This is a genomic window from Streptomyces sp. NPDC087906, assembly GCF_055584925.1.
Genome location: NZ_JBVJLC010000005.1, coordinates 512,706 through 537,946 on the forward strand (window position 1 = coordinate 512,706; position 25,241 = coordinate 537,946).

The 25,241-nt window shown below is 70.7% G+C and carries 20 protein-coding genes; 9 read left to right on the forward strand and 11 right to left on the reverse strand.

Annotated features, from left to right (window positions below; all coding sequences use genetic code 11):
• Positions 1 to 11 precede the first annotated feature (11 nt).
• Both ACZ63I_RS18525 and ACZ63I_RS18530 read right to left on the reverse strand, forming a co-directional pair.
• Positions 12 to 1,376, reverse strand: coding sequence for an ABC transporter substrate-binding protein (locus ACZ63I_RS18525; protein ID WP_469339821.1), 1,365 nt, complete (start codon positions 1,374 to 1,376; stop codon positions 12 to 14).
• 107 nt (positions 1,377 to 1,483) lie between these two features.
• Positions 1,484 to 2,245 carry a DeoR/GlpR family DNA-binding transcription regulator gene (locus ACZ63I_RS18530; protein ID WP_469339822.1) on the reverse strand — a complete coding sequence of 254 codons (762 nt, stop codon included), beginning with the start codon at positions 2,243 to 2,245 and terminating at the stop codon, positions 1,484 to 1,486.
• A gap of 383 nt (positions 2,246 to 2,628) precedes the next feature.
• On the opposite strand from ACZ63I_RS18530, the gene ACZ63I_RS18535 reads away from it, so the two are divergent.
• Complete coding sequence (locus tag ACZ63I_RS18535; protein WP_469339823.1) at positions 2,629 to 4,641, forward strand: GTP-binding protein; 2,013 nt, start codon at positions 2,629 to 2,631, stop codon at positions 4,639 to 4,641.
• 360 nt (positions 4,642 to 5,001) lie between these two features.
• Positions 5,002 to 6,444: an NADP-dependent phosphogluconate dehydrogenase gene (gndA, locus tag ACZ63I_RS18540; protein ID WP_469339825.1), complete on the forward strand. Its 1,443-nt coding sequence runs from the start codon at positions 5,002 to 5,004 to the stop codon at positions 6,442 to 6,444.
• A gap of 419 nt (positions 6,445 to 6,863) precedes the next feature.
• Here the strand turns inward: gndA and ACZ63I_RS18545 are convergent, their stop codons facing one another.
• Together ACZ63I_RS18545 and ACZ63I_RS18550 are read right to left on the reverse strand one after the other, a co-directional pair.
• Positions 6,864 to 7,211 (reverse strand): GNAT family N-acetyltransferase, encoded by a 348-nt coding sequence (locus ACZ63I_RS18545; protein WP_469339826.1) that lies wholly within the window; start codon positions 7,209 to 7,211, stop codon positions 6,864 to 6,866.
• Between the two features lie 107 nt (positions 7,212 to 7,318).
• On the reverse strand, positions 7,319 to 7,885 hold the full coding sequence (locus ACZ63I_RS18550) for a DoxX family protein (protein ID WP_469339827.1): 567 nt from the start codon (positions 7,883 to 7,885) through the stop codon (positions 7,319 to 7,321).
• A gap of 142 nt (positions 7,886 to 8,027) precedes the next feature.
• Here ACZ63I_RS18550 and ACZ63I_RS18555 point away from each other — a divergent pair, with 142 nt between their 5' ends.
• Positions 8,028 to 8,324, forward strand: coding sequence for a DUF4235 domain-containing protein (locus ACZ63I_RS18555; protein ID WP_041993533.1), 297 nt, complete (start codon positions 8,028 to 8,030; stop codon positions 8,322 to 8,324).
• A gap of 86 nt (positions 8,325 to 8,410) precedes the next feature.
• Positions 8,411 to 9,046 carry an HhH-GDP family DNA glycosylase gene (locus tag ACZ63I_RS18560; protein ID WP_469339829.1) on the forward strand — a complete coding sequence of 212 codons (636 nt, stop codon included), beginning with the start codon at positions 8,411 to 8,413 and terminating at the stop codon, positions 9,044 to 9,046.
• Positions 9,047 to 9,175: 129 nt separating this feature from the next.
• Here the strand turns inward: ACZ63I_RS18560 and ACZ63I_RS18565 are convergent, their stop codons facing one another.
• On the reverse strand, positions 9,176 to 9,370 hold the full coding sequence (locus ACZ63I_RS18565) for an antitoxin (protein WP_469339830.1): 195 nt from the start codon (positions 9,368 to 9,370) through the stop codon (positions 9,176 to 9,178).
• 137 nt (positions 9,371 to 9,507) lie between these two features.
• Entirely contained in the window at positions 9,508 to 9,888 is a 381-nt protein-coding gene (locus tag ACZ63I_RS18570; RefSeq protein ID WP_469339832.1) for a luciferase domain-containing protein, read from the reverse strand.
• 180 nt (positions 9,889 to 10,068) lie between these two features.
• Between ACZ63I_RS18570 and ACZ63I_RS18575 the strand changes: the two genes are divergently transcribed.
• Together ACZ63I_RS18575 and ACZ63I_RS18580 are read left to right on the forward strand one after the other, a co-directional pair.
• On the forward strand, positions 10,069 to 10,641 hold the full coding sequence (locus tag ACZ63I_RS18575; RefSeq protein ID WP_469339833.1) for an HD domain-containing protein: 573 nt from the start codon (positions 10,069 to 10,071) through the stop codon (positions 10,639 to 10,641).
• A gap of 169 nt (positions 10,642 to 10,810) precedes the next feature.
• Positions 10,811 to 12,583, forward strand: a complete 1,773-nt coding sequence (locus ACZ63I_RS18580) for a hypothetical protein (protein WP_469339834.1) — start codon at positions 10,811 to 10,813, stop codon at positions 12,581 to 12,583.
• 30 nt (positions 12,584 to 12,613) lie between these two features.
• Here ACZ63I_RS18580 and eno read toward each other — a convergent pair whose 3' ends face one another.
• Positions 12,614 to 13,909, reverse strand: coding sequence for a phosphopyruvate hydratase (eno, locus tag ACZ63I_RS18585; RefSeq protein ID WP_469339836.1), 1,296 nt, complete (start codon positions 13,907 to 13,909; stop codon positions 12,614 to 12,616).
• A 90-nt stretch (positions 13,910 to 13,999) separates the two neighbouring features.
• Here eno and ACZ63I_RS18590 point away from each other — a divergent pair, with 90 nt between their 5' ends.
• Both ACZ63I_RS18590 and ACZ63I_RS18595 read left to right on the forward strand, forming a co-directional pair.
• Positions 14,000 to 14,866 carry a winged helix-turn-helix transcriptional regulator gene (locus tag ACZ63I_RS18590; RefSeq protein WP_469339837.1) on the forward strand — a complete coding sequence of 289 codons (867 nt, stop codon included), beginning with the start codon at positions 14,000 to 14,002 and terminating at the stop codon, positions 14,864 to 14,866.
• Between the two features lie 514 nt (positions 14,867 to 15,380).
• On the forward strand, positions 15,381 to 18,464 hold the full coding sequence (locus ACZ63I_RS18595; RefSeq protein WP_469339838.1) for an AfsR/SARP family transcriptional regulator: 3,084 nt from the start codon (positions 15,381 to 15,383) through the stop codon (positions 18,462 to 18,464).
• Between the two features lie 11 nt (positions 18,465 to 18,475).
• Here the strand turns inward: ACZ63I_RS18595 and ACZ63I_RS18600 are convergent, their stop codons facing one another.
• Positions 18,476 to 19,495 carry an LLM class flavin-dependent oxidoreductase gene (locus ACZ63I_RS18600; RefSeq protein ID WP_469339840.1) on the reverse strand — a complete coding sequence of 340 codons (1,020 nt, stop codon included), beginning with the start codon at positions 19,493 to 19,495 and terminating at the stop codon, positions 18,476 to 18,478.
• 156 nt (positions 19,496 to 19,651) lie between these two features.
• Positions 19,652 to 20,815, reverse strand: coding sequence for a S1 family peptidase (locus tag ACZ63I_RS18605; protein ID WP_469339841.1), 1,164 nt, complete (start codon positions 20,813 to 20,815; stop codon positions 19,652 to 19,654).
• Positions 20,816 to 21,154: 339 nt separating this feature from the next.
• Here ACZ63I_RS18605 and ACZ63I_RS18610 point away from each other — a divergent pair, with 339 nt between their 5' ends.
• A complete protein-coding gene (locus ACZ63I_RS18610) occupies positions 21,155 to 23,578 on the forward strand; it encodes a glycoside hydrolase family 95 protein (RefSeq protein ID WP_469339843.1) in 2,424 nt (807 codons plus the stop codon).
• A 138-nt stretch (positions 23,579 to 23,716) separates the two neighbouring features.
• Here ACZ63I_RS18610 and ACZ63I_RS18615 read toward each other — a convergent pair whose 3' ends face one another.
• Positions 23,717 to 23,908 carry a ferredoxin gene (locus ACZ63I_RS18615; RefSeq protein ID WP_041993502.1) on the reverse strand — a complete coding sequence of 64 codons (192 nt, stop codon included), beginning with the start codon at positions 23,906 to 23,908 and terminating at the stop codon, positions 23,717 to 23,719.
• Positions 23,909 to 23,928: 20 nt separating this feature from the next.
• Entirely contained in the window at positions 23,929 to 25,146 is a 1,218-nt protein-coding gene (locus ACZ63I_RS18620) for a cytochrome P450 (RefSeq protein WP_469339845.1), read from the reverse strand.
• Positions 25,147 to 25,241 lie beyond the last annotated feature (95 nt).

Genomic DNA, 25,241 nt, shown 5'->3' on the forward strand with positions numbered 1-25,241 from the left:
GACAGAGGTACTCACTGCTGCTCCTTGCCGACCTTCTCGGCGAGCGACTGCGAGTTGTCCAGTGCCTGGTCGACCGATTGCTTACCGGCGATCGCGGAGCTGATCTCCTGCGAGACCTTGGTGCCCAGGTCGATGAATTCCGGGATGTCGACGAACTGGATGCCGACGGTGGGCCGGGGCTGGGTGCCCGGGTTGTTGGGGTCGACGCCGGCGATGGACTTCTGGGTGATGTCGGCGAACGCTCCCGCGTCCTTCAGGTAGTCCTGGTTGGCGTACGTCGAAGCGCGCTTGCCCGCGGGCACGTTGGGCCAGCCGATCTTCTTGCCGACCAGCTCCTCGTACTTCTTGCTGGACGCCCAGGAGATGAACTTCCAGGCGTTGTCAGGGTTCTTGGACGCCTTCTGCACACCCCAGGCCCAGGTGTAGAGCCAGCCGGAGCTCTTGGTCTTGTCGACCGGCGCGGGCACGTAGCCGATCTTGCCCTTGACCGGGGAGTTGGCCGCTTCGAGCGAACCGGCGCCGGACGTGGCGTCGTACCACATGGCCGACTTGCCCTGCGTCATGTTGTTGAGGCACTCGGCGAAGCCGGCCTGCGGCGCGCCCGCCTCACCGTGCTTGCGGACCAGGTCCACGTAGAACTGGGTGGCCTTCTTGAACTCCGGGGAGTCCAGCTTGGCGTTCCAGTCCTTGTCGAACCAGGTGCCGCCCATGGTGTTGACGACGGTCGTCAGCGGCGCGATCACCTCGCCCCAGCCGGGCAGACCGCGCAGGCAGATGCCCTTCAGGCCGGGCTTGGCGCCGTCGGCCTTCTCCGCGAGATCGGCCACCTGGTCCCAGGTGGGGTTCGGCGGCATCGTGAGCTTCTTCTGGTCGAAGATGTCCTTGCGGTACATGAGCATCGACGACTCGCCGTAGAAGGGCTCGGCGTAGAGCTTGCCGTCCTTCGCGGTGAGCGACTCCTGAAGGGGCTTGAGTATGTCGCCCTGGTCGAACGCCTTGTCCTTGGCGACATAGTCGTCGAGCGACGTCAGCCAGCCGTTCTTCGCGTAGAAGGGCACCTCGAAGTTGCTGATGGTGGCGACGTCGTACTGGCCGGCCTGGTTGGAGAAGTCCTGGGTGAACTTGTCCCGCGCGTCGTTCTCCGGCAGCACGGTGAAGTTGACCTTGATCCCGGTCTCCTTCGTGAAGTTGCTCGCCGTCAGCTTCTGCAACTCCACCATCTGCGGGTTGTTGACCATGAGGACATTGATGGTGTCGCCGCCGCCGGAGGACGTGCCGCCGCCGCCCGCGCCGCTGCACCCCGCGAGGAGCGCGGCCAGGGCGGCGCCTGCGCCCACCCGCACATAGAGTCCACGTCGTCGTTCCTGGAGGGGCATGGAATTCTCCTGATCATTCGATGGGGCAGGAATAGGGGCGTACTCGGCCGGCCCCCCGGCCGCACAAGGCCGGGGAACGGGAGTCACATCTCATGGGGCACAGCGGTTCAGACGCGGATGACCTGCGGGCCGAGCAGCGAGTAGCGCTGCGCCTCGGCCGACGGCAGTCCAGCGTCGGTCACGATGGTCTCGAAGTCGCCGACCTCGGCGAAGCGGCAGAAGCTCACCGCGCCGAACTTGGTGTGGATACCGGCGAAGACCCGGCGGCGCGCGCTGCGCATCACCTGTGCCTTCACCTCGCTGACGGCCGGATCCGGTGTGGTCAGGCCGTATTCACGGGAAATTCCGTTGGCACCGACGAAGGCGAGGTCGATGACGAATTCGGAGAGCATACGGGTCGCCCAGTGATCGACGGTTGCCATGGTGGAACCGCGTACCCGGCCACCGAGGAGCAACACGGCGATCTTTTCGGCGTCCGCGAGCGTCGTCGCCACGGCGAGGGAGGCCGTCACGACGGTCAACTGCCGGTCTTTCGGGAGCGCTTCGGCCACGAGTTGGGGGGTGAACCCCTCGTCCACGAAGACCGTCTCCGCGTCGCCGAGCAGATCGGCCGCGGCGGCCGCGATGCGGGACTTCTGCGGTACGAGCCGGGTGGTGCGCACCGCGAGCGTGGTCTCGAAGCCGGCGCTCTCCACCGGGTAGGCGCCGCCGTGCGTACGCCGTACGAGACCGTGCTCCTCCAGCACGTGGAGATCGCGCCGGACCGTCTCCTTGGCCACCTGAAGCTTCGCGGCCAGTGCGGTGACTTCCACTGACCCGTCGCGTCGGGCGATCTCAAGAATTTCTCGTCGGCGTTCGTCGGTGTCCACGACACACTTCCCTGCTCTGGCTCCGCTGTCCTTCAGCACCCGTTCGGGCTCATGCGTCGTTTGTACAAGCAATAACCCCACTGCGACCAGGCTATTCGCCGGACCGACTGTGCCCGTTCATGCCCGTTCCGCAGGATGAACCGGTGCAGGTCACACCGCCGACGAGGGGTGGTGTAGCGCAGATCACTGCCCGCTTCACGCCCGAAGCATGCCCGATCGGAGCCCGAAGCGGAATCTGTCGCTCGACCGGCAAACCGGTTGCGGGCCCATCGGGCCTCTGCTGTACTCCCGGCAACAGCCGTCGACCCTGGAGCTGATCATGCGCGGAACGTCACTGCCCATCCAGAAGGTTCTTTTCGCCTATCTAGAGGACATGACGTTCGTTGAGTACGTTGAATTTGGGCATTCTGGCGCATGTCGACGCCGGTAAGACGAGCCTGACCGAGCGGCTGCTGCACGCGGCCGGGGTTATCGACGAGGTCGGAAGCGTCGACGGGGGCAGTACGCAGACCGATTCGCTGGCGCTGGAGCGGCAGCGGGGCATCACGATCAAGTCGGCGGTGGTCTCGTTCGTCGTGGACGGGGTCACGGTCAACCTGATCGACACCCCCGGGCATCCGGACTTCATCGCCGAGGTCGAGCGGGTGCTGAGCGTCCTGGACGGCGCGGTACTGGTCGTCTCGGCGGTCGAGGGCGTGCAGGCGCAGACCCGGGTGCTGATGCGGGCATTGAAGCGGCTGCGGATCCCGACGCTGGTCTTCGTCAACAAGATCGACCGGGCAGGCGCCGACCCGGCCCGGGTGCTGCGCCAGATCAGCGAGAAGCTGACGCCCGCCGTCCTGGCGACGGGCTCGGTGCACGGTGCGGGCGCCCGCACCGCCGGCGTACGGCCGTACGGCTCCGGTGACGCGGGGTTCGTGGCGCGGTTGGCGGAGGTGCTGGCCGAGCGGGACGACGCGCTGCTGGCGGCGTATGTGGCCGACGAGCGGGCGCTGCCGTACGGGCGGCTGCGCGGTGAGCTGGCCGCGCAGAGCGGGCGCGGTGAGGTGCACCCGGTGTTCTTCGGCTCCGCCATCACCGGCGCGGGCCTGCCCGCGTTGATGTCCGGCATCACCGAACTGCTCCCCACCACCCGGGCGGACCCGGACGGGCCGTTGTCCGGGACGGTGTTCAAGGTGGAGCGCGGTCCGGCCGGGGAGAAGATCGCGTACGTGCGGCTGTTCTCCGGCACCCTGCGCACCCGCGACCGGATCGCGCCCGGCGGCGGCGCCGAGGGCAAGGTCACCGCCCTGACCGTCTTCGACCGGGGCACCGACCGGCGCACCGACACCCTCACCGCCGGACACATCGGGCGCCTCTGGGGCCTGCCCACCGTCCGTATCGACGACCCCCTCGGTGACCCGCCCACCGGCCCCCGCACCGCCCACTTCGCCCCGCCCACCCTGGAAACCGTCGTCAGCGCCCGCCGGCCGGCCGACAAGGGAACCCTGCATGTCGCCCTCACCCAACTCGCCGAACAGGACCCGCTGATCAACCTCCGCCAGGACGACCTCCGCCAGGAGACCGCCGTCTCCCTCTACGGCGAGGTCCAGAAGGAAGTCATCGAGGCCACCCTGGCGAACGACTTCGGGGTGGAGGTGGTCTTCCGGGAGACGACGACCATCTGTATCGAACGCCCCGACGGCAGCGGCGCGGCGGTCGAGTTCAACGGGAAGGACCCCAACCCGTTCCTCGCCACGGTCGGGCTGCGTATCGACCCGGCGCCGCCGGACAGCGGTGTCGAGTTCCGGCTGGAGGTCGAACTCGGCTCCATGCCCTACTCGTTCATCAAGGCGGTGGAGGAGACCGTACGGGAGACACTGCGCCAGGGCCTGCACGGCTGGGAGGTCCCGGACTGCACCGTGACCATGACCCACTCCGGGTACTCGGCGCGGCAGAGCCACGCCCACGCGGTCTTCGACAAGAGCATGTCGAGCACGTCGGGCGACTTCCGCAATCTGACCCCGCTCGTGCTGATGGACGCGCTGAAGCAGGCGGGCACGACGGTGCACGAGCCGATGCACCACTTCCACCTCGACGTGCCGGCCGACACCTTCGGAGTGGTCCTGCCGCTCCTGGCGCGGCTGCGGGCGGTACCGGGCTCCCCCGTACCGCACGGCGCCTCGTATCTGCTGGACGGCGAGATCCCGGCCGCGCATGTGCATGAGCTGGAGCAGCGGCTGCCGGGGCTGACCAGCGGCGAGGGCGTACTGGAATCGGCGTTCGGCAGCTACCGGCCGGTCGCCGGCGCCGTGCCCGACCGGGCCAGGACCGACCACGACCCGCTGCACCGCAAGGAGTACCTGCTCAACGTGGTCCGCCGGGCGGGCGTCGGCGCGAGCCGGCCGAGCGGCTGATCTTCGCCGCGCGCCGCCCCCCGACGGCGCGGACGAGTCCACGGCGGGCCACGGATGGCCGTGACCCGCCGTGGGCGCCGCGCCGCGCCGACAGCGGGGAGAAGACGGCGCGGAACGGGTCCTGGAAGTTCGGACGCGTCCGGGAGAGCGCTCTCCGAGATCGGGTCAGTCTTGCGCCGATGCTGAGAGGGTGTCAATAGTTCGTGAACGATCCCCGCGGCAGGCCCGGTTGCCGTGCGCCGCTCGCGCCTGGCCGGGGAAACCGGCACGATGCGACAGGCCCGGAATGCGGAACCTCCCGGGCGGCTTGACGATTGAAGTACAGCCATGGCACGACCGACAGACACCAGGAGCACAGGCATGAGTGGTACTGCCCAGATCGGCGTCACCGGGCTCGCGGTGATGGGCCGCAACCTCGCCAGGAACTTCGCCCGCAACGGCCTCACCGTCGCCCTGCACAACCGTACGGCGGCGAAGACCCGCGCGCTGGTCGAGGAGTTCGGCGACGAGGGCACCTTCGTCCCCGCCGAGTCGGCTGCGGACTTCGTCGCCGCGCTCGAACGCCCCCGCCGCCTCGTGATCATGGTGAAGGCCGGCGAGCCGACGGACGCCGTGATCCAGGAGTTCGCCCCGCTGCTGGAGGAGGGCGACGTCATCATCGACGGCGGCAACGCCCACTTCGCCGACACCAGGCGCCGCGAGAAGGAACTGCGCGAGCAGGGCATCCACTTCGTCGGCGTCGGCATCTCCGGCGGCGAGGAGGGCGCGCTGCACGGCCCGAGCATCATGCCCGGCGGTTCCGCCGAGTCGTACAAGTCGCTCGGACCGCTGCTGGAGAAGATCGCCGCCAAGGCGCCCGACGGCGCCCGTACGGTCGCGCACATCGGCCCGGACGGCGCCGGGCACTTCGTGAAGATGGTGCACAACGGCATCGAGTACGCCGACATGCAGCTCATCGCCGAGGCGTACCACCTGCTGCGCGCGGTCGCCGGCTACTCCCCCGCGAAGATCGCCGAGACGTTCCGGACCTGGAACACCGGCCGGCTCGACTCGTACCTGATCGAGATCACGGCCGAGGTGCTGGCGCACACGGACGCGGAGACGGGCAAGCCGTTCGTCGACATCGTCACCGACCAGGCCGAGCAGAAGGGCACGGGCCGCTGGACCGTGCAGATCGCACTCGACCTCGGGGTGCCGGTCTCCGGCATCGCCGAGGCCGTCTTCGCCCGCTCCCTCTCGGGCCACGCGGCACTGCGTGAGGCGTCACGCTCGCTGCCGGGCCCGACGGCCACGCCGCTGGGCGAGGAGGCGGCGGCGCGCTTCGCCGACCAGGTCGAGCAGGCGCTCTACGCGTCCAAGATCGTGTCGTACACGCAGGGCTTCCACCAGATCCGGGCGGGCAGCGACGAGTACGGCTGGGACATCGACCTCGGTTCGGTCGCCGCCATCTGGCGGGCGGGGTGCATCATCCGGGCGGCGTTCCTGGACCGGATCCGCGAGGCGTTCGACACGCAGCGCGACCTGCCGAGCCTGCTGTCCGACAAGCAGTTCGCCGAGGAGATCGGCGCGGCGCAGGACGACTGGCGCGCGGTGATCACGGCCGCCGTGCAGCAGGGCGTGCCGACGCCGGGCTTCGCCGCCGCGCTGTCGTACTACGACGCGCTGCGCGCCGAGCGGCTGCCCGCAGCGCTGACCCAGGGTCAGCGCGACTTCTTCGGCGCGCACACGTACACGCGCACCGACCGGAAGGGCTCGTTCCACACGCTGTGGGGCGGCGACCGTTCCGAGGTCTCGACGGACTGACCGGGCTCACCGGGCCGATTGAACGGACCGGGCTGCACACACGACTGCGGGCGGACCGGGCTTGCTCAGCCCGGTCCGCCCGCGGTCGTGTCGTCAGCCGAGCGGTCCAGGCGCGGGTTCCGGCTCCGGTACGGGGTCGGGACCCGGCGGGCTCGGTACCGGGCTCGGCGGCGGCGCCGGTACCGGCGTGGGGCCGGGACCCGGCAGCGGCCCCGGCTCGGGTCCGGGCGGACCCGGGGTCGGCGTGGGCGACGGCGGTACGGGATCCGGGTACGGGCTGGTCATGCCTGACCTCCAAGAAGTGCGGAGACGTGCGTTCCCAATGTCTCCCGGTGCACGTGCCCGCGCGCGCCGGAAGCAGTCATGATCCGCGGCGCGTAACAGGAGAGCGCCGGCCTGCCGGCCCCGGCGCACCGGCCTCACCAGAGCTGGGCGTTGGCCTTCAACTGCGCCTTGGCCTCGGCCACGAGGCCGGGGTCGGCCGGCGGTGCCTCGTCGGGGTGGCGCTCCGCCCATTTGGCGGCGTACGGGCACAGCGGCACGACGGGTACGCCCTCGCGCGCCGCCATCGCGTAGAACTCCCTGACCAGGGCCCCGGCGACGCCCTTGCCCTCGTGCCCCTCGTCCACCACGGTGTGTACGGCGACCAGGGCGGGCGGGGTGCCGTCCAGGGTGAAATAGGCGACGACACCGGCGGCCTCGCCGTCCTCGTACGCCTCCAGGCGGCCCTGCTGCCGGTTGTCGCGGATGTCGACGTGGTCTGTCATGGCGGGTCAGGCTCCTTGGATCGAGCGGATGCCCGCCAGGGTACGTCCGGCGGCCGACCCGGAGGGGCGGGTCTGTTCGAGCCCTGCGCCGTCTCCTGGGTCGTGTCCTACACGGGGCCGATGTCGCCGCCCGCCGCGTCCTCGCCTGGCTCCGCCTCGGCCCGCTCGGCCGCCTGCGCCGCGAGGCGCTTGCGGATGACCGCCGTCGCGGCGCCGGCTCCGACGACGAAGGCGACGGGGACCATCCAAGGCTGGTCGAACCGGTGCCCCGTGGCGTGGTCGAGCGAATAGCGGCCGGCGCCCATGAGCCCGATACAGGCCGCGGTCCAGCCGAGGAAGCCGGGGTGTTCGAGACCGCCGTCCTGGTTGAAGAAGCCGTTCGGGGCGTGCACGGACACGGCTGCCGCCATGCCGCCCGCGGCGGCGGCGCCGGCCGCCGGGGTGGCCAGGCCCAGTGCCAGCAGCGCGCCGCCGCCCGCCTCGCCGAGCCCCGCTGCGATCGCGCTCTCCTTGCCCGGTGTGAAGCCCATGGACTCCATGCCCTGCGCGGTGCCCTCGATCCCGGGGCCGCCGAACCAGCCGAACAGTTTCTGGGTGCCGTGCGCCACGAGCACGGCGCCCGCTCCGATCCGCAGGGCGAGCAGTCCGACGTCGCGTCGGTTCACACAGGTCATCTCGGGACTCCGGGGGTGCGGGGTGGTCGGGCATGTTCCCTTCCACCGTGGGGTGCGCGGTGTCACCGGGGAGAGCGTTGTTGGGCCGTACGGGTCCGCCGCGCCGTTGTGTGCGTGCGCCCGAACCGGGCACCCGAGCGGCGTGACCAAAAAACAGAAACTCACCCTTGCCTACCGGCCGGCCGGTTTCGTGCTCGGCTGGGTCGGCGGCGCGCTGGCGCGACCGCTGTTCCGCTCGGCCTGGAAGGCGCTGCGCCACGAGGACGACGCGCCCGACGCACTCGACCGCGACCGCGGCTGGGGCGAGGTGCTGCTCGCCGCCGCTGTGGAGGGCATGATCTTCGCCGTCGTGCGGACGGCCGTCGACCGCTCGGGTGCCAAGGCCATCGAGCGTGCGACGGGCACCTGGCCGAGCAACAATGAAGGACGCAAGGAGTAGTCGGCGCGATGCCGCCCCGGCGCGGCAGGGGACGGGCTCGGTACGTCGCGGTACGGCGGTGACGGCTCCGGCAAGGGAGGCATGCCATGGCACGGGCCGAGGACCGGGAAGCCGTGCGGGATCTGCTGAAGACCCACGGCCGCACCTACGCCGAGGAGGCGGACATCCGCCTCAAGGACACCCCCCAGCCGCTGTACCGGCTGCTGGTGCTCGCGAATCTGCTGAGCGCCCGCATCCGCAGCGACATCGCGCTCGCCACCGCACGCGCGCTGGCCGACGCGGGGCTGCGCGGGCCGCGGCAGATGGCGAAGGCGAGCTGGCAGCAGCGGGTGGACGCGCTGGGCCGGGGCGGCTACCGCCGCTACGACGAACGTACGTCGACCCAGCTCGGCGAGGGCGCCGAGCTGCTGCTCGACGAGTACGGCGGCGATCTGCGGCGGCTGCGTACGGCCGCCGACGGGGACGTCGACGAGCTGCGCTCGGGGCTGCTGCGGACGCCGGGGCTCGGCCCGGTCGGCGCCGACATCTTTCTGCGCGAGGTGCAGGGAGTGTGGCCCGAGGTCGCCCCGTATCTGGACGCGAAGGCCCAGGAAGGCGCGCGGCGCGCCGGTCTGCCGGACGACCCGGAGGCGCTGGCACGGCTGGCCGACGACACGGACACCGATCCGGCGACGTTCGCCGCGGCGCTGGTACGGGTTGGGCTCGAACCGTCGAAGGCGTGACGGCGAAGGCGTGACGGCGAAGGCGTGACGGCGCCCGAGACAGCCGATGGCCCCGCACACACGGCTCTGTGGGTGCGGGGCCATCGGCTGTCTTGGGTCTTGGGGCGGCGGGCTCGCGGCCCGCGACCGTCAGTTCTGGGGCGGGCGGCCGCCGGAGTCTCCGGAGCCGAGCTGGTCGTCGATCTTCTGCTGGGCGGAGTCGACCTGGCCGGTGTACTTGTTGCCGGTCTTCTTGTCGACCGCGTCGCCGGCCTTATCCACGCCCTTGCGGGCCGTGTCCTCATGCCCCTTGACGAGGCCCTTCAGCTTGTCGAGCATCGACATGGCTAGCTCCTCACTCGGAATACCTCCCACCACGATCCACGCTGCCGGGCCATCCCGCATCCGCAGCGAACGGACGCGGGCAACGGGCCCGGCGGAGGTCGGTGGCGGAGATCAGCGGCGGTGATCAGCGGCAGTGATCAGCGCGAGTAGGCGACGCCGTGCCGGGTGCAGGGGTCGGTCACCCTGCTGCCCTCCGCTTCGGCGGGCAGCGCGGCGACGGCCTGGAGCGCGGCGCTGACGAGCGTCGTGAGCAGATCGATGTCGGCGCCCGTGTCGAGCCGTACGGTGACCCAGCCCGAGCCGGTCCTCATCCGCAGCGCGCTGGAGTTCTTCAGCGCCGGACGCAGCTTGGCGATCATAGGATTGGTGAGATGCACATCGGCCTCGTTCTCGCCGTGGAAGTGCACGATCTCCTGGGTGCCCGTGCGTACGCACAGGTCCGTGCCGCAGTAAGCCCGGCCGACGCTGAGACCCGGCCAGGTCATCAGCCGTTCGCCGGCATGTCTGGCAGCGTTCATACCCATCAGCGTGCCGTACCGAAGCCTGTTGGCACAGGGAAAACGGATAACAGATCGGACGGCTCGTCCGACGGCATTTGTTCGCCACGCGTTCAGTCCGCCGTTCGGCGACGCGTTCACCCCTTCGTGATCTGCTCGGAAGGGCGACGGCAGAGATTCCCTGGACGAGAGAGGCTGCCCATGGCTGCGAAATCGGTCGACGAGCTGATGGATCTCCTGCACGCGTGTCAGGGCGCCTGGGACACACCGGACCGCAGCGGGGATCCGGTGGATCTGCACGATCACGCGCTGCAGACGGCGGCGCTGCTGCGCCGCGGTCGCCCCGCCGACAAGGAGCTCCAGGTGGCCGGGCTCGTCCATGACCTGGGACATCTGCTGCTGCCCGGTGACGACGCCGGGCACGCGGACCGGGCGGCCGACGCCGTGCGCCCACTGCTCGGCGAGCGGGTGGCCAGGCTCGTACAACTGCATGTGCCGGCCAAGCGCTATCTGGCCGCCGTGGAGCCGGGCCGGCCGCTGTCGGCGCAGAGCGCCCGCACTCTCGCGGCGCAGGGCGGCCCGATGAGCCATGACGAGGCGTCCCGCTTCGCGCTCGACCCGCTGGCCGAGGACGCGGTACGGCTGCGCCAGGCCGACGACGAGGGCAAGACGGTGGGTCTTGACGCGGGGGTACTGGAGGACTGGCGGCCTGTGCTCGAATCGGTGGCGGCGGCGCACGGCCGGCAGCTCCAGTACGGGACGGGCCCGCGCTGAGGCCGGTGGACCGACATCTTTCGGTGGCCGACACGCCACCGGACAGGCGGCCGAACGGCCCAAGCTCGGTGTGATGCGCCGTCAGGTCGCGGATGCGATGCCGGTTTTTCTCCCTTTTGATGGTTCATGACCCCGGTCGGGGATCGCCGAGCCACGAAGGAAAACCGCCATGGACGACACCCTGCCCGCGCGCACCGGCAGCCCGGAGGCAGGTCTGACCGTGCCCGTGGTGGTCAGGGGCGCACCGTCGCGGCGCCCGGCGGACACGGCTCCGCCGCAGTGGCACCGGGGCATCACCCTGCTGGCGGTCATCAGCCTGTTCATCGGTACGCGCGGTGGCTGGACCCGGGCGATGGTGACGCATCCGCCGGTGGCCGTCGTCATCTCCGTCTGCTACCTGGGCATCCTGGTCTGCGGCGTGCTCGCGCTGGCCGTGCGGGGCCGCCGCGCCCTGACCCGGGTGGACGCGGGTGTGCTGGTACTCGCCGTGACCCTGGCGATCTGCGGCTACGTGCTGCGCAGCGAGGGTACGGACGAGGGGGTGCTGACCGCGCAGGCGGCGCTGGAGATCCTGCGCGGCCATACGATCTACGACCGCCCCTGGCCGTGGCTGTTCGGCGGTCCGCGCGTCGGCCTCACGAAGACCATGTCCGGCGGCGCCGATCTCACGTACGCCTATCCCCCGCTGGCCGCGCTGCTCACCGCGCCCGTGCGCACCCTCGTACCCTTCACCTCGGCCGCCACCGGGGTGACGACGGCCGCCCTGCTCGCCGGTACGGTCACGCTGTGGCGGCTGCTCCCCGCGCCGTGGCGGTCGGCGGCCACCGCTGTCTGCCTGGGCTTCGGCCTGCTGCCCGGTTATGCCCGTTCCGGCTATCCGGCGATCCTCGCCCTGGCGCTGCTCGTCCCGGTGGTGGTCCGCTGGCAGACGACGGGCGCGGGCGGCCGGCTCGGGCGGTACGGGGTGCTGCGCGCGTGCTGTCTCGGCGCCGCGTGCGCGAGCCAGCAACTGGCCTGGTTCCTGCTGCCGTTCCTGCTGGTCGGCCTGCACGCGGTGCGCCGCGGTGAGCTGGGCGGCCGGGCGGCGCTCGGGCTGCTGGCCCGCTACTGCGGTCTCGCCGCGCTGACCTGGCTGCTGATCAACGCGTACTTCATGGTGCTCGACCTCCCCGCCTGGTTCGACGGCACGCTGCTGCCGCTCACGCAGGGGGCGATCCTGCACGGCCAGGGCGTCATGGGCATCTCGTACTACCTCACCGGCGGCAGTTCGCGGCTGGACTTCTACTCGTACGCGGCGTTCCTGCTGCTCCTCGGGCTGCTCGCCGCCGCCGTGCTGTTCGTGCGCAGGCTGGGGCCCGCGCTGACCGTGCTGCCGTGGCTGGCGTTCTACGCGGCGACCCGTTCCCAGGACGGCTACTTCCTGCTGATGACCCCGCTGTGGCTGGCCGCCGCCGCGACGGTCCCCGCTGCCGCGTTCGCGACGGCGTGGCAGCCCGCGCTGCCGCGGATCAGCGGTATCAGGGGGAAGAGGGGCTTCCGGGCGCGGGTGGTTGTGACGGTGGCGCTGCTCGTCCCCTCCGCGGTGTGTGTGGGCGTCGCGGCGCTAAGTCCCGCGCCGCTGCGGATGAGCGCCGAACCCCGGTTCGCGGTACGTCCCGGGCTGTCGCGGCCGGTCGTCACCCGGGTGGTGGTGCGGGCGGTGAACAGCTCGGGCAGCGTGCTGGAGCCGCACTTCGCCAGCCGGTACGGCCAGGGCGCCTCGGCCTGGTGGACCGTACGGTCGGGGCCCGCGCGGCTCGCTCCGGGCGCCGCCGGGTCGTACGTCCTGACGCCCCCCGGCGGCTTCAGGGAGCTGCCGGGCGGCGGGCATCCCCGTCTCCGTCTGATCGCGGTCACCGGCACGCCGATGACGATCAGCTCACTGCGGCTCCCGACCCCGTGAACCGGTCCGGGCCGCCCGCCGGCTCCCCTGTCAGGCAGATGCGTCGGCGCGCAGGCCGAGGGCCGCGCGGCCCGCGTAGCGCGCCTGGTCGCCCAGTTCCTCCTCGATGCGGATGAGCTGGTTGTACTTGGCGGTGCGGTCGGAGCGGGAGAGCGAGCCGGTCTTGATCTGGCCGCAGCCGGTGGCCACGGCGAGGTCGGCGATCGTGGTGTCCTCCGTCTCGCCCGAGCGGTGCGACATGACGACGGTGTAGCCGGCGCGGTGGGCGGTGGCGACGGTGGCCAGGGTCTCGGTGAGGGTGCCGATCTGATTGACCTTCACCAGGATCGAGTTGGCGACGCCGTCCCTGATCCCCTCGCGCAGCAGGGTCTCGTTGGTGCAGAAGACGTCGTCGCCGGTGAGCTGGCAGCGGTCCCCGAGTCGCGCCGAGAGCAGCCGCCAGCCGTCGTGGTCGTTCTCGGCCATCGGGTCCTCGATGGAGGCGACGGGGTAGCGGTCGACGAGCGAGACCAGGTAGTCGGCGTGCTCCTCGGTGCTGCGGCGCACGCCCTCGCCCGCGTAGTCGTAGACCCCGTCGCGGAAGAACTCGGACGTGGCGGGGTCCATCACGACGGTGATGTCGGTGCCGGGCTTGTAGCCGGTGCGCTCGACGGCCCGTACGACGAAGTCCAGCGCCTCGTCGGCGGTCCGCAGATCCGGGGCGAAGCCGCCCTCGTCGCCGACGCCCGTGCTGTGGCCCGCGGCGATGAGGTCGCGGCGCAGGGTGTGGAAGACCTCCGAGCCCATCCGGACCGCCTCGGCGAAGGTGGCGGCGCCGATGGGCGCGATCATGAACTCCTGGAAGTCGAGCGGATTGTCCGCGTGCGCGCCGCCGTTGACGATGTTCATCATCGGCACGGGCAGCAGGCGCGCGTCGACCCCGCCGACGTAGCGGTAGAGCGGCAGCCGATGGGCCTGCGCTGCGGCCTTGGCGGTGGCGAGGGAGACGCCCAGGATCGCGTTGGCGCCCAGTCTCACCTTGTCGGGGGTGCCGTCCAGGTCGATCAGCGTGGCGTCCACCGCTGCCTGGTCCTCGGCTTCGAGGCTGACGACCGCGTCGGCGATGACCTCGCTGACGGCGTCGACGGCACGCCGGACGCCCTTCCCGTGGAAGCGGGTCGGGTCGTCGTCGCGCAGTTCGACGGCTTCCCGGGCGCCGGTCGAGGCGCCGGACGGCACGGCGGCCCGGCCGGTCGAACCGTCGCTGAGTTCGACGTCGACCTCGACGGTCGGGTTGCCCCGGCTGTCGATGATCTCGCGCGCCGCGATGCGGGTGATGGCGGTCATGGTGCTGCTCCTCACGTTCGGCAGATACGACGGTTGGTAAGTTCCCACCCGAAACAAAGTGAGTTCTGAAAGGGAACGTACTATGGGTGGATGAGGATGCACAACGCTGACGAGACCTGCGGCATCGCGCAGGCCGCGGTCGTGACGGGTGACTGGTGGAATGTGCTGGTGCTGCGTGAGATCGCGCGCGGGCATGTGCGGTTCGACGCGCTCGCCACCGAACTCGGCCTCTCCCGCAAGGTCCTCACGGAGCGGCTCGGCAGGCTCGTCGCCCGCGGGGTGCTGCGCCGCACGCTCTACCAACGGCGCCCGGTCCGCTACGAGTACCTGCTCACGGAGTCCGGCCTCGCACTGCTGCCCCTGCTCGTGGCCATGCAGGAGTGGGGCGACCGCTGGGTGCTCGGCGACGGGAGCACCACCGCCACGGCGGCGGCGGACGGCGCCGAGCACACGCGGGTGCACGGCCTCGTCGGCACCCGGCTGCCGGCGGACCTCCAACTGCCGGGCGCCGACGGCAAGATGCACGATGCTGTCGCACCGGAGGCCGCTTCGACCGTCCTCTTCACCTATCCCGGCACCGGGGTGGAGTGGGGCGACGAGCCGATCCCCGGCGCGCCCGGCTGCACCCTGGAGAACCGGCTGTTCCGCGACGCCTGGCCGCGATTCCGCGCCGCCGACGCGGCCGTGCACGGCGTCAGCACCCAACTCCCCCACGAACAGGCGGCGTTCGCGCGCGCCGAGGCGGTGCCGTATCCGCTGCTCTCCGACACCGAACAGCGGCTGGCGGCGGCGCTGCGCCTGCCGGTCTTCCGGGGCGCGGGCCGGCTACGCCTGAAGCGTCTCGTCCTCGTCGTGGACGCCGAACGGACCGTACGGCACGCGCTGTTCCCGGTGGACGACATACCGGAGGCGGTCGACCGGGCGCAGCGCTGGGCGGTCGCGGCGCAGGTACGGTGACGCCAACGAAAGCCGCCCCGCCGACGGCGCCGGCAGGGCGGTAGTGTGCGCGATGCACTGTGCGAGCTTGCGCCACCGCATAGTGCGCGGCGGGCCGGTCAGATGGACTGCGCCCCCACTGACGCGAAGAAGTGAGCCGCGCCGAGAGCACACGGGATGCAAGCGAAGACGACGATGGCGCGAATTGCGTTGGCAATCTTGCGGATACCACTCACGTTATGTGCTCGCTCTGTTCGGTTCCGTTATTGATTGCGCTATGTCTATTCGAGAGCAGACGCGAGCACAAAACGTCCTCCCTCACCCGATATAACCAATATGTTCCTATGGATTATGACGGAGGCATAAATAACGGTCGGAGATTTGCGGTGCTTTGTAACAGCGGTGTACGGACAACGGCGTTTCGTAAAGCTTCGATCACAACCCGCCGGTAACTCACCTCGCGACGCGGCCCCTTCCAGTCAATCCACGGTCGCCGCCTGTCGTACGACCCTCACGCTGTGTCATGCTCTGCTCAATGGCGCGGCGCATCGCCGACGAGGGGAGCGCGCTGGTGGACTGCCGGATTCTCGGACCTGTCGAGATCGCGCACGGCCCCCGCGTACTCTCCCTGGGCTCCACGAAGGAGGCCCATCTCCTCGCCGCGCTCGCCTACGAAGTCGGCCGACCGGTCGGTCTCGACACACTGATCCGGCGGGTGTGGGCCGACGATCCGCCCGGCAGGCCGCTCAGCAGCCTTTACGCCAACACCACCCGGCTTCGGCGGCACATGGCGGAGGTCCAGGCCGGTGAAGGCCCGGTGCCCACCGTCAAGCGGCGCTCGCACACGTACACACTGGAGGCGGCGCCGGAGAGTGTGGACTGGCACCGCTTCCAGCGTCTGGTGGCCGAGGCCCGTGCCGTACCGGAGGCGGAGGACGACCGGGCGCTCGACCTCTTCCGGCAGGCGGACGCGCTGTGGCGCGGCGAACCGCTGGCCGGGCTGGTCGGCCCGTGGGCGGAAGGCGTACGGAGCGCGCTGTCCGAGAAACGTGCCGACGTCGCGAGCGGCCGGATCGCGGTGGAACTGCGGCTCGGCCACTTCTCCGAAGTCATCGGCGAACTCACCGAGTTGGTGGCCGAACGGCCGACCGACGAGGTGCTCGTCGGACAGCTCATGATCGCCAGCCATGGCCGCGGCCTGCACGCCGACGCGCTGCGGCTGTACGCGAATCTGCGCCGCCGGCTGCGCGACGAACTCGGCTCGGACCCCGGGCCCGAGCTGGCCGGCACCCACCAACTGATCCTGTCTCACGCACCGGTCAGCGCGCTGATCCCGTCGGGCCGGAGGCCCGCTTCGTCGGTTCCCGTGCCGCAGCTCATCCCCCAGCACGCCCAACTGGTCGGCCGGGACGAGGAGATGCACACCCTCATGGCCCGGCTTGAGGCCGCTGCCGACTCCGGGTCGGCTGCTCTCCAGTCCATCTCGGGTATGGCGGGTGTCGGCAAGTCACTGATGGCGTGGAGTGCCGCTGAGCGGCTGGCTGAGCGCTTTCCCGACGGCCAGCTCCATCTCGATCTGTGTGCCCACGCCCTCACCCAGGAGCCGGTGGCCCCGCTGGCCGCTCTGAACCGGCTGATGCGCGCCCTGGGCGCCCCGCCCGCCAACCTGCCGGACACCGTGGACGAGTTGTCCGCGCTGTGGCGCGCCACGATGAGCCGGCGGCGGATGGTCATCGTCCTCGACGACGCCTCGGGCCCCGACCAGATATGGCCGCTGCTGCCCGGCAACTCGCCCTCCCTGGTGCTCATCACCAGCCGCCGCCGGCTGTCGGGGCTGCCGGGCGTGCGCCCGCTCGCGCTCGACGTCCTGCCGGCGCGGCAAGCCGTCGCGCTCTTCCGGCAGTTGATCGGGGACGAGCGCGCCGATGTGCCGGAAGAGGTCGCCACGGTCGTCTCGCTCTGCGGTCATCTTCCACTGGCGGTCGAGATCGCGGCGAGCCGGCTGAACTCGCGGCCCGGCTGGAGCCTGGCCTATCTGATCCAGCGGTTGTCGAGGGAACACGCGCGTATCGAGGAACTGCACGACACCGACCGCGAGATAGCCGCCGTCTTCTACGTCTCGTACGCCACGCTCACCGGTGAGGAACGCGCCGTGTTCCGCGCGCTGAGCCTGCATCTCATGGCGGAGTTCGGCCCGTACAGTGCCGCAGCGCTGACCGGCCTTCCGCTGCACCGCGTGGAGCGGGTGATCGACACACTCGTGGACGCGCATCTGCTCCAGGCTCCGGCGCCCGAGCGCTACCGCTATCACGACCTGCTGGGCGAGTTCGCGCTCAGTCTTGAGTCGGCCGAGGACTCGGCCGCCGACCGCGACGCCGCGCTGCGCCGTCTCGTCGACTTCTACATCGCCGCCGTCGAGGCTGCCGACCGGCTCACCCACCCCGAGGGGACCCGGCGCGAACCCCCGGTCGAGCGGGCCTTCCAGGGATGTGTCCCACCGTGGCGGGACGCGCAGGAGGCCGAGGACTGGCTGGCGGCCGAACAGCTCGCGCTGATCAACGCCGCCCGGTACGCCCGTAGACACGGCCTCCAGGAGCGGGCCGCCGTTCTGGCGTACGTCATGGCCGGGTTCCTGCAAGCGGGCGGCTTCTGGGCCGAGGCGGAGCACATCCACCGGGAGGGCGTGCGGCACTGGAGCAAGAGCGGCGAACCGGCCGCCGAGGCCCGTGCCCGCATCGACCTGGGTACGGTCTACGCCGGATCCGGACGCTACAAGCAGGCGATGAGCATGCTCCGCACCGCCCTCACCGTCGCCACGGCCACGGGCGACACCACCGCCGAACTGGAGGCGCTGCTCCAACTCGGCACGGTGCACTGGCATCTGGGCCGGCCCGACGCCGCGTTGGAGGTGCAGCGCCAGGTGCTCGCGCTGAGCGAGCAGGCGGGCGACCGGCGGCAGGCGGCCCGCTGCCGGAACAACATCGGCATCACCACGCTGTACCTCGGCAGATACGGCCATGCGCGGCTCGCGCTGGAAGAGGCGCTGAACGAATTCCGGTTGGCGGGTGACCGGGTGTTCGAGTGGCGCGCGCTCAACAATCTGGCGGACTTATACATCCGGATGGGCGACAAGGCCGTCGCGCGGAATCATCTCGCCGAGGCCCGGAAGATCAAACTGCCGAACATCCACAAGTCAGATCTCGCCGTCATCGACATCACCCAGGCGAGCGCGCTCGAACTGCCGGGCCAACTGGACGACTGCCTAAGCCTGTTACGGCAGGCACTGGAGTCGTCACGAGAGCTGGGCGACCTGCGCAACCAGGTCATCTGCCTCAACGAGATGGGCCGGGCCTACCGCGAGTCGGGGCAGCCGGACGCGGCGCTCGGCCCGCACCGCAGCGCGCTCGACCTCGCACGGCACATCGGCAGCGCCATCGAGGAGGTGCAGTCGCTGCTGTTCCTCGGCATGGCCGAACGGCTGCTCGGCCGCCGCTCGGCGGCCATCGGCCATCTGGGGACGGCTGTTGAACTCGCGCGACAGGCACACCTGCCCGTCGAAGCGGCGCAAGCCGGCGCGGAACTCGAACAGGCCGAGGCGGCGCTCCCGCCCGGTGGCTGACGCGGGGCTTCTCAGCCGGTTCGCCGCCAGCCGAGGGCCGGGCCGAGACGGGTGGCGATGTCGGTGAGGATCTGGACGTAGTCGTCGTGGTCGAAGGTGAAGGGCAGCGCGAACGCCACTTCGTCGATCTCCCGGAAGGCGGCGTGCGCGTAGAGCTGTTCGGCGATCTCCGCCGATGTGCCGACGAGGTCGCGGGCGAACAGCATGCGCGCCGGACCCTGCGGTGCGGCCGTGCGCGGCGTCCGCTTGCGAGCGAACTCCTCGTACTTCGCGCGCTGTTCGGGCGAGGCGGAGTCGGTGGGGATGACGACGAGCCCCTGCGAGACGCGGGCGCTGTCGCCGTCGGGGTGGTGGGCGCGGAAGGTGCGGACGTGCCCGAGCTGGATGTCGGCGAAGTCCTCGGACTCCTCCGCCTTCACCACACTGCTGGTGAGGAAGTTCATGCCGTGCTCACCGGCCCACTGCGCCGAGCGCGTGCTGGCGCCGCCGTACCACAGGCGCCGCCCGAGACCGGCGGACTGGGGCTGGACCCGGTCGGAGAAGACCTCGAAGCCCTCGGTCCCGGCCGAGTCGGTGGCGGGTACGCCCCGTACGAAGTCCAGCAGCCGGCGCACCCGCTCGTAGCTGAAGTCCTCGGTGTCGGCGGTGTCCGGGTAGAGGGCCTGCTTGACCCGGTCGTAGTGCATGGGCGGGCCGACGCTGACGCCCGGGTTGAGCCGGCCGCCGGACAGCAGGTCGACCGTCGCCAGGTCTTCGGCGAGCCGCAGCGGATTCTCCCAGCCGAGCGGGATGACGGCGGTGCCCAGTTCGATACGGCTGGTGCGCTGCGAGGCGGCCGCCAGGACGGCGACGGGCGAGGAGATGCCGTACTGCAGATGGCGGTGGCGCACCCACGCGCTGTCGAACCCGAGCTGCTCGCCGAGCTGGATGATCTCCAGCGTCGACTCGTGGCCGCGCCGGGGGTCGGCCTCGTCGAACAGTCCGATGGTCAAGAACCCCAGTCTCCGCAACGGCTCCGACGGCAGCGGCACGGGCTCCTCCAACGTCCAGGTCAGGGCAGGGTCCCCACCATCCTGCCAGGCCCCGCCGTACACCGGCGCTCTGCCCCTGACGCCCGTGCGGGTGGTACAGGCCCCTTGGCCCGTACCACCCGCACCGCCGTATCAGGTCGTGCCACCCGCGTCAGCTCACGCGGTCGCCAGCGTCAGGCCGAAGGTGTTCAGGATCTCGTTGATGGGCTGGTGCCAGGTCTGGCCGCCGCTCGTGCAGTTGCCGAAGCCGCCGGACGTCACGCCCTGGGCCTGGTCACCGCTGATGAACGAGCCGCCGGAGTCGCCGGGTTCGGCGCAGACGCTGGTGCCGGTCATCTGGGTGACGGCGCCCTGCGCGTAGTTCACGGTCTCGTTCGTGCCGAGGACGTTGCCGCAGTGCCAGTGCGACGTGGATCCCGATCGGCATATCGAGGCGCCGATCGGGGCCTCGGCCGAGCCGCGCACCAGTTGGTCGGGGACGGTGCCCCAGCCGAGGACGACGGGGACGGTCCACCAGCCGTTGCCGACGCTCACCCAGGCGTAGTCGTTGCCGGGGAACGAGGAGCCCTGGAAGGAGCCGATGGCCGAGCCGTCCCAGCCGCTGACGCCCGCGCCGGCCTGGCCGCAGTGTCCGGCCGTCACGAAGCCGCCGTTGACGGAGAAGCCGATCGAGCAGCGGACGTTGCCCGTGTAGTACGGGTCACCGCCCACGGTGCCGGCGGCGAAGGTCGTGGGCGCCTGGGCCGTCTCCTTGACCGTGACGGGCCCGGTCTTCCTGGCCTTCGCGAGGAACGCCTGGACGTCGCTGTCGGACTTGTGCGCGGCGACGACGTCGACGACGACCCCGTTGGCCCGGGGGTCGACGCGCCAGGCGGCCACGCCGGACGGCGCGGAGAGGGCGTCGATCTTCGCCTTGGCAGCGTCGAGTTGGCGGGCGCTGCGGGTGACGAGCTTCACCGTGGCGCCGGTGGCCCGTACCGCGTCGGCGCGCTGCTCGCCGGTGACGGCGACGGTCAGCCGGCCGGTCTTCGCGTCGAACCACGAGCCGCCGTACGCCGATCCTGCGGCGGTCTTGGCCTTGCCCTGGGTGGCTGTCGCCGTCTTCTCCGCGGCGAGGCGCGCCTTCGCCTGCGGCGCGGTGAGGCCCAAGTCCCGCTGCATGGCGGCGAGCAGGCCGCCCGAAGCCGGGGCTTCGGAGGTGACGGCGGAAGAGGTGGAGGGGGAATCCGCGGCGGCGGCGGGTACGAGCCCGGCGGTCGCCCAGGTACCTAGGAGGAGGAGTGCGGACAGTCCTGTGCGGACAACTGTCGTGCGTCTCAAGGGTTCAACCCTTCTGGTGTTCCAGAGATGTGGGGGTGGAACAGCAGGCATCGCTGAGCGCTCCGTGGAGGATGCCGTTCCGGACGATAGCCCAGACACATGATCAGGTCCATGCCAATTCCATCGTTGTCAAAAGTCTGCGCCAATCCCGGGTCAGGACCGCAGCCGGCCGGACCACCGCCCGGGAACATGGATTCATCGGACTAATGCCTGCGTGAAGCCTTGTAATCGTTAATTAGTAGATTTAGCTTGACCGATGGCTCAGACGCCCCCAGGACACGCATCCGAGCGCGCAACCGACCAGGCGCACCGCGTAGACATGAGCAGGAGACATCGCCCGTGACCTCTTCCCAGCCACTCCCCTCGTCCCCCAGTCGTCGGACCAGTCGTCGGACCTTTCTTGCCGCAGCGGGGGCCGGATCACTGGCCGCCTTCGCCGGGCTGCCGGCGTTCAGCGCGGCAGCCGCTGAGCCCGACCGGCCCTCCGGCGACCCGCGGGTCCCCGCCGACCGGGCCGTCACGCTCTGGTACCCGGCGCCCGCCGACCCGGCGCGCATGATCCAGGAGGGACTGCCGATCGGCAACGGACGGCTGGGAGCGCTGGTCGGCGGCGGCCCCGCCGAGGAGACGCTGTACGTCACCGACGGCACCCTGTGGACCGGCGGCCTCAACGACGCCCTCGACGCCGACGGCCAGTTCCCTTACGAGCGCGTCCAGTTCGGCTCGTTCACCCAGCTCGCCCATCTGACGGTCGCCGTGCCCGGCCACACGCCCGAATCGGTCACCGACTACCGCCGTACGCTCGACCTGAGCAACGGGCTCGTCACGGCCTCCTACCGGCAGGGCGGCGCCACGTACCGCCGCGAGGTGTACGCCAGCCACCCGGACGACGTCGTCGTGGTCCGCATGACACAGAGCGGCACGGGCCGTTACACCGGCAGCGTCCTGCTGGCCGGCACCCACGGCGAGAGCGTCACGACCGACACATCCGCCACCGCGGCGAGCCTGGCGGCGACGCTCGACAACGGGCTGCGGTACGCCGGGGCCGTCACGGCGACGAGCAGCTCCGGCCGGGTGACGGTGTCCGGCGGCCGGCTGGTCTTCACCGACTGCGCCGATCTGACCGTGGTCTTCAGCGGCGGCACGAACTACTCCCCCGACGCGGCCCACGACTACCGCGACCCCTCCCTGCGGCCCGAGGCCCTGGCGCTGCGGAAGGCGCGTACGGCCCTGCGGCACGCGCCCGCGCTGCTGCGCGCCACCCATGTGGCCGACTACCGGCGGCTGTTCGACACGATGTCCCTCTCCCTCGGCGTCTCCGACGCGGGCCGGCGCGGTCTCGACACCTGGCGGCGCCTCACGGCGCGCGCGGCGCAGGGCGCGGCGCCCGACCCGGAACTGGAAGCCTCGTACCTCCAGTTCGGCCGGTATCTGATGATCTGCGGATCGCGCGACAGCGTCCCGCTCAATCTCCAGGGCCTGTGGCTGGACGGCAACGACCCGGACTGGATGGGCGATTACCACACCGACATCAACGTACAGATGAACTACTGGATGGCGGACCGGGCCGGTCTCTCCTCGTGCTTCGACGCGTTCACCGACTACTGCGTCTCCCAACTCCCTTCGTGGACGGAGGTAACGGCCAGGACCTTCAACGACCCGCGCAACCGGTTCCGCAACTCCTCGGGCAAGCTGGCGGGCTGGGCCGTCGCGTTCTCCACCAACATCTACGGCGGCTCGGGCTGGTGGTGGCATCCGGCGGCCAACGCCTGGCTGTGCAACACCCTCTTCGAGCACTACGAGTACACCCAGGACACCCGGACGCTGGCCCGGATCTACCCGCTGCTCAAGGGGGCCTGCGCGTTCTGGGAGGCCCGGCTGATCACGACGACGGTCGACGACCCCGAGGCGCCGTCCGGCACGCGCGAGGTCCTCGTCGACGACAAGGACTGGTCGCCCGAGCAGGGGCCGCAGGACGCCATCGGCAACACCTACTCCCAGGAGCTGGTGCACGCCCTGTTCGGCAACTACCGCACGGCGGCGGGGATCCTGGGCAAGGACCGGAAGTACAGCGAGGTGATCGGCGGGCTGCGCGAGCGGCTCTACCTGCCGCGCGTCAGCCCCACCACGGGCTGGCTGGAGGAGTGGATGTCGCCGGACAACCTCGGCGAGACCGAGCACCGCCACCTCTCGCCCCTGATAGGCCTGTTCCCCGGCGACCGCATCCGCCCCGACGCGTCCCCCGACACGATCCTGGCGGGTGCGCGCCAACTGCTCACCGCGCGCGGCATGGACAGCTACGGCTGGGCCAACGCGTGGCGTGCGCTGTGCTGGGCGCGGCTGAAGGACGCGGAGACCGCGTACCGTCTGATCGCCACCAACCTGCGTCCCTCGACCGACAACTCCAACGGCACGGCGGCCAACTTCTTCGACATCTACCAGGTCGAGGCCAATCGGAGCATCTTCCAGATCGACGCCAACTTCGGTACGCCTTCGGCCATGTTGGAGATGCTGGTCTATTCGAGGCCGGGCCACGTCGAGCTGCTTCCCGCACTGCCGAAGGCGTGGGCGGCGTCCGGGCATGTGACGGGTGTGGGCGTACGCGGCGGCTTCACCGTGGACCTGCGGTGGCGCGACGGGCGGGTGGAGGAGGCCGTGCTCCGCAGCGTCGGCGGCCGCAGCACGACCGTGACGGCGGGAAAGGCGTCCCGTACGGTGCGGCTGGCCGAGGGAGCGTCCGTCACGCTGCGGAACTTCGGCTGACGAGCCGACCGGCTGAGGGCGGACGGCTGACCGGCGAACGGCGGACGGCTGACCGGCTGACCGGCTGACCGCCACCGGGCCTCGGCCGAGGGGCGGTTCCGGAAACCTCCGGGACCGCCCCCGATCAGCGCAGGGGGCCTACTCGGCGACGCGCACCGCGCCCGAAGGGCAGAGCATGCCCGCCTGACGTGCCGCTGCGAGGTCGTCGCCGCCGGGGTCGGCGGCCAGTACCGTCACCACACCGTCGTCGTCCTGGTCGAATACCTCGGGCGCCGTCATGGCGCACAGGCCCGCGCCTACGCAGACCCCGCGGTCGGCTGTCACACGCATGGCTGCTCCTTTCGCCGCGGTCACCAGGTGACCGGGAGTTCGTTCACACCCTGGATCGTCGTACCCGGCCGCAGGGTCAACTGATCGACCGGCACCGCGAGACGCAGGTTCGGCAGCCGCGCGAACAACGCGGCGAGGATGACTTCGAGTTCGAGCCTGGCCAGGTTCTGGCCGAGGCACTGGTGCACCCCGTAGCCGAACGACAGGTGGTGGCGCGCGTCGCGCCGTACGTCGAAGGTGTCGGGCTCGGCGAAGACCGAACCGTCCCTGTTGGCGATGGAGTTGGTGACGATGACGCCGTCACCCGCCTTGATGTGCGCCCCGTCGATCTCGATGTCGGCCGTCGCGACGCGTCCCCCGGCGATGTCGGCGATGGCCAGATAGCGCAGCAGCTCCTCGACCGCGCCCGGCACCAGCGCCGGGTCGGCGCGCAACGCGGCGTACTGCTCGGGGTGTTCGAGCAGGGTGACGACGCTGAGCGAGGTCATCGACGCCGTCGTCTCGTGTCCCGCCACCAGCAGCAGGATGGCGGTCGCCACCAGCTCGTCGCGGTCGATCGTGCCTTTGTCGAGCTGCTCGGTGATCAGGGTGTTCAGCAGCCCGGGTCCCGGGTTGCCGCGCAGGGTGTCCACCAGGCCGTTGAGGTAGCCCTCCAGGTCGTCCCGCGCGGCGCTCGACTCCGCCGCGTCCGTGGACTGGATCAGCCGCCTGCTGGCGTCCTGGAAGAAATCGTGGTCGGCGTAGGGCACGCCGAGCAGCCGGCAGATCACCATGGACGGCACGGGCAGCGCGAACTTGGCGACGAGGTCGGCGGGCGGCCCCCCGGCGATCATCTCGTCCAGGAAGCCGTGCACGATCTGTTCGACGTCGGCCCGCATGCCCTTGATGCGCCGGACCGTGAAGTCGCTGATGGTCATGCGCCGCTTCGGCCCGTGCTCGGGCGGGTCCAGGCTGATGAAGGCCTGGGTGCGGTCCCGGATGCTCACCAGCCGCTCGGAGGTCGCGGGGAAGGACAGGTGCGTCCGGTCGGACGACAGCCGCGGGTCGGACAGCAGCGTGCGCGCCGTGTCGTACCCGGTCACCAGCCAGGCCTGCCGGCCGTCGTAGAGGGTCACTCGCTGTAGCGAGCCCTCCCGGCTCCGGAGGTCGTTGTACTGGTCGGGCAGGTGGTACGGGCAGGTGCGGTCGCTGGGGAAGGCGGGGGCGCCGGATGGGGGCGTCGCAACGGTCTCGGTCATCGTTCCCTCGCTGTTCTCGACGCTTAAAGAACGGTCAGTTCTCTAATCGGAGGCTAGGCTGAATGACCTGATGTTCACAACGGGTGATCGATAAA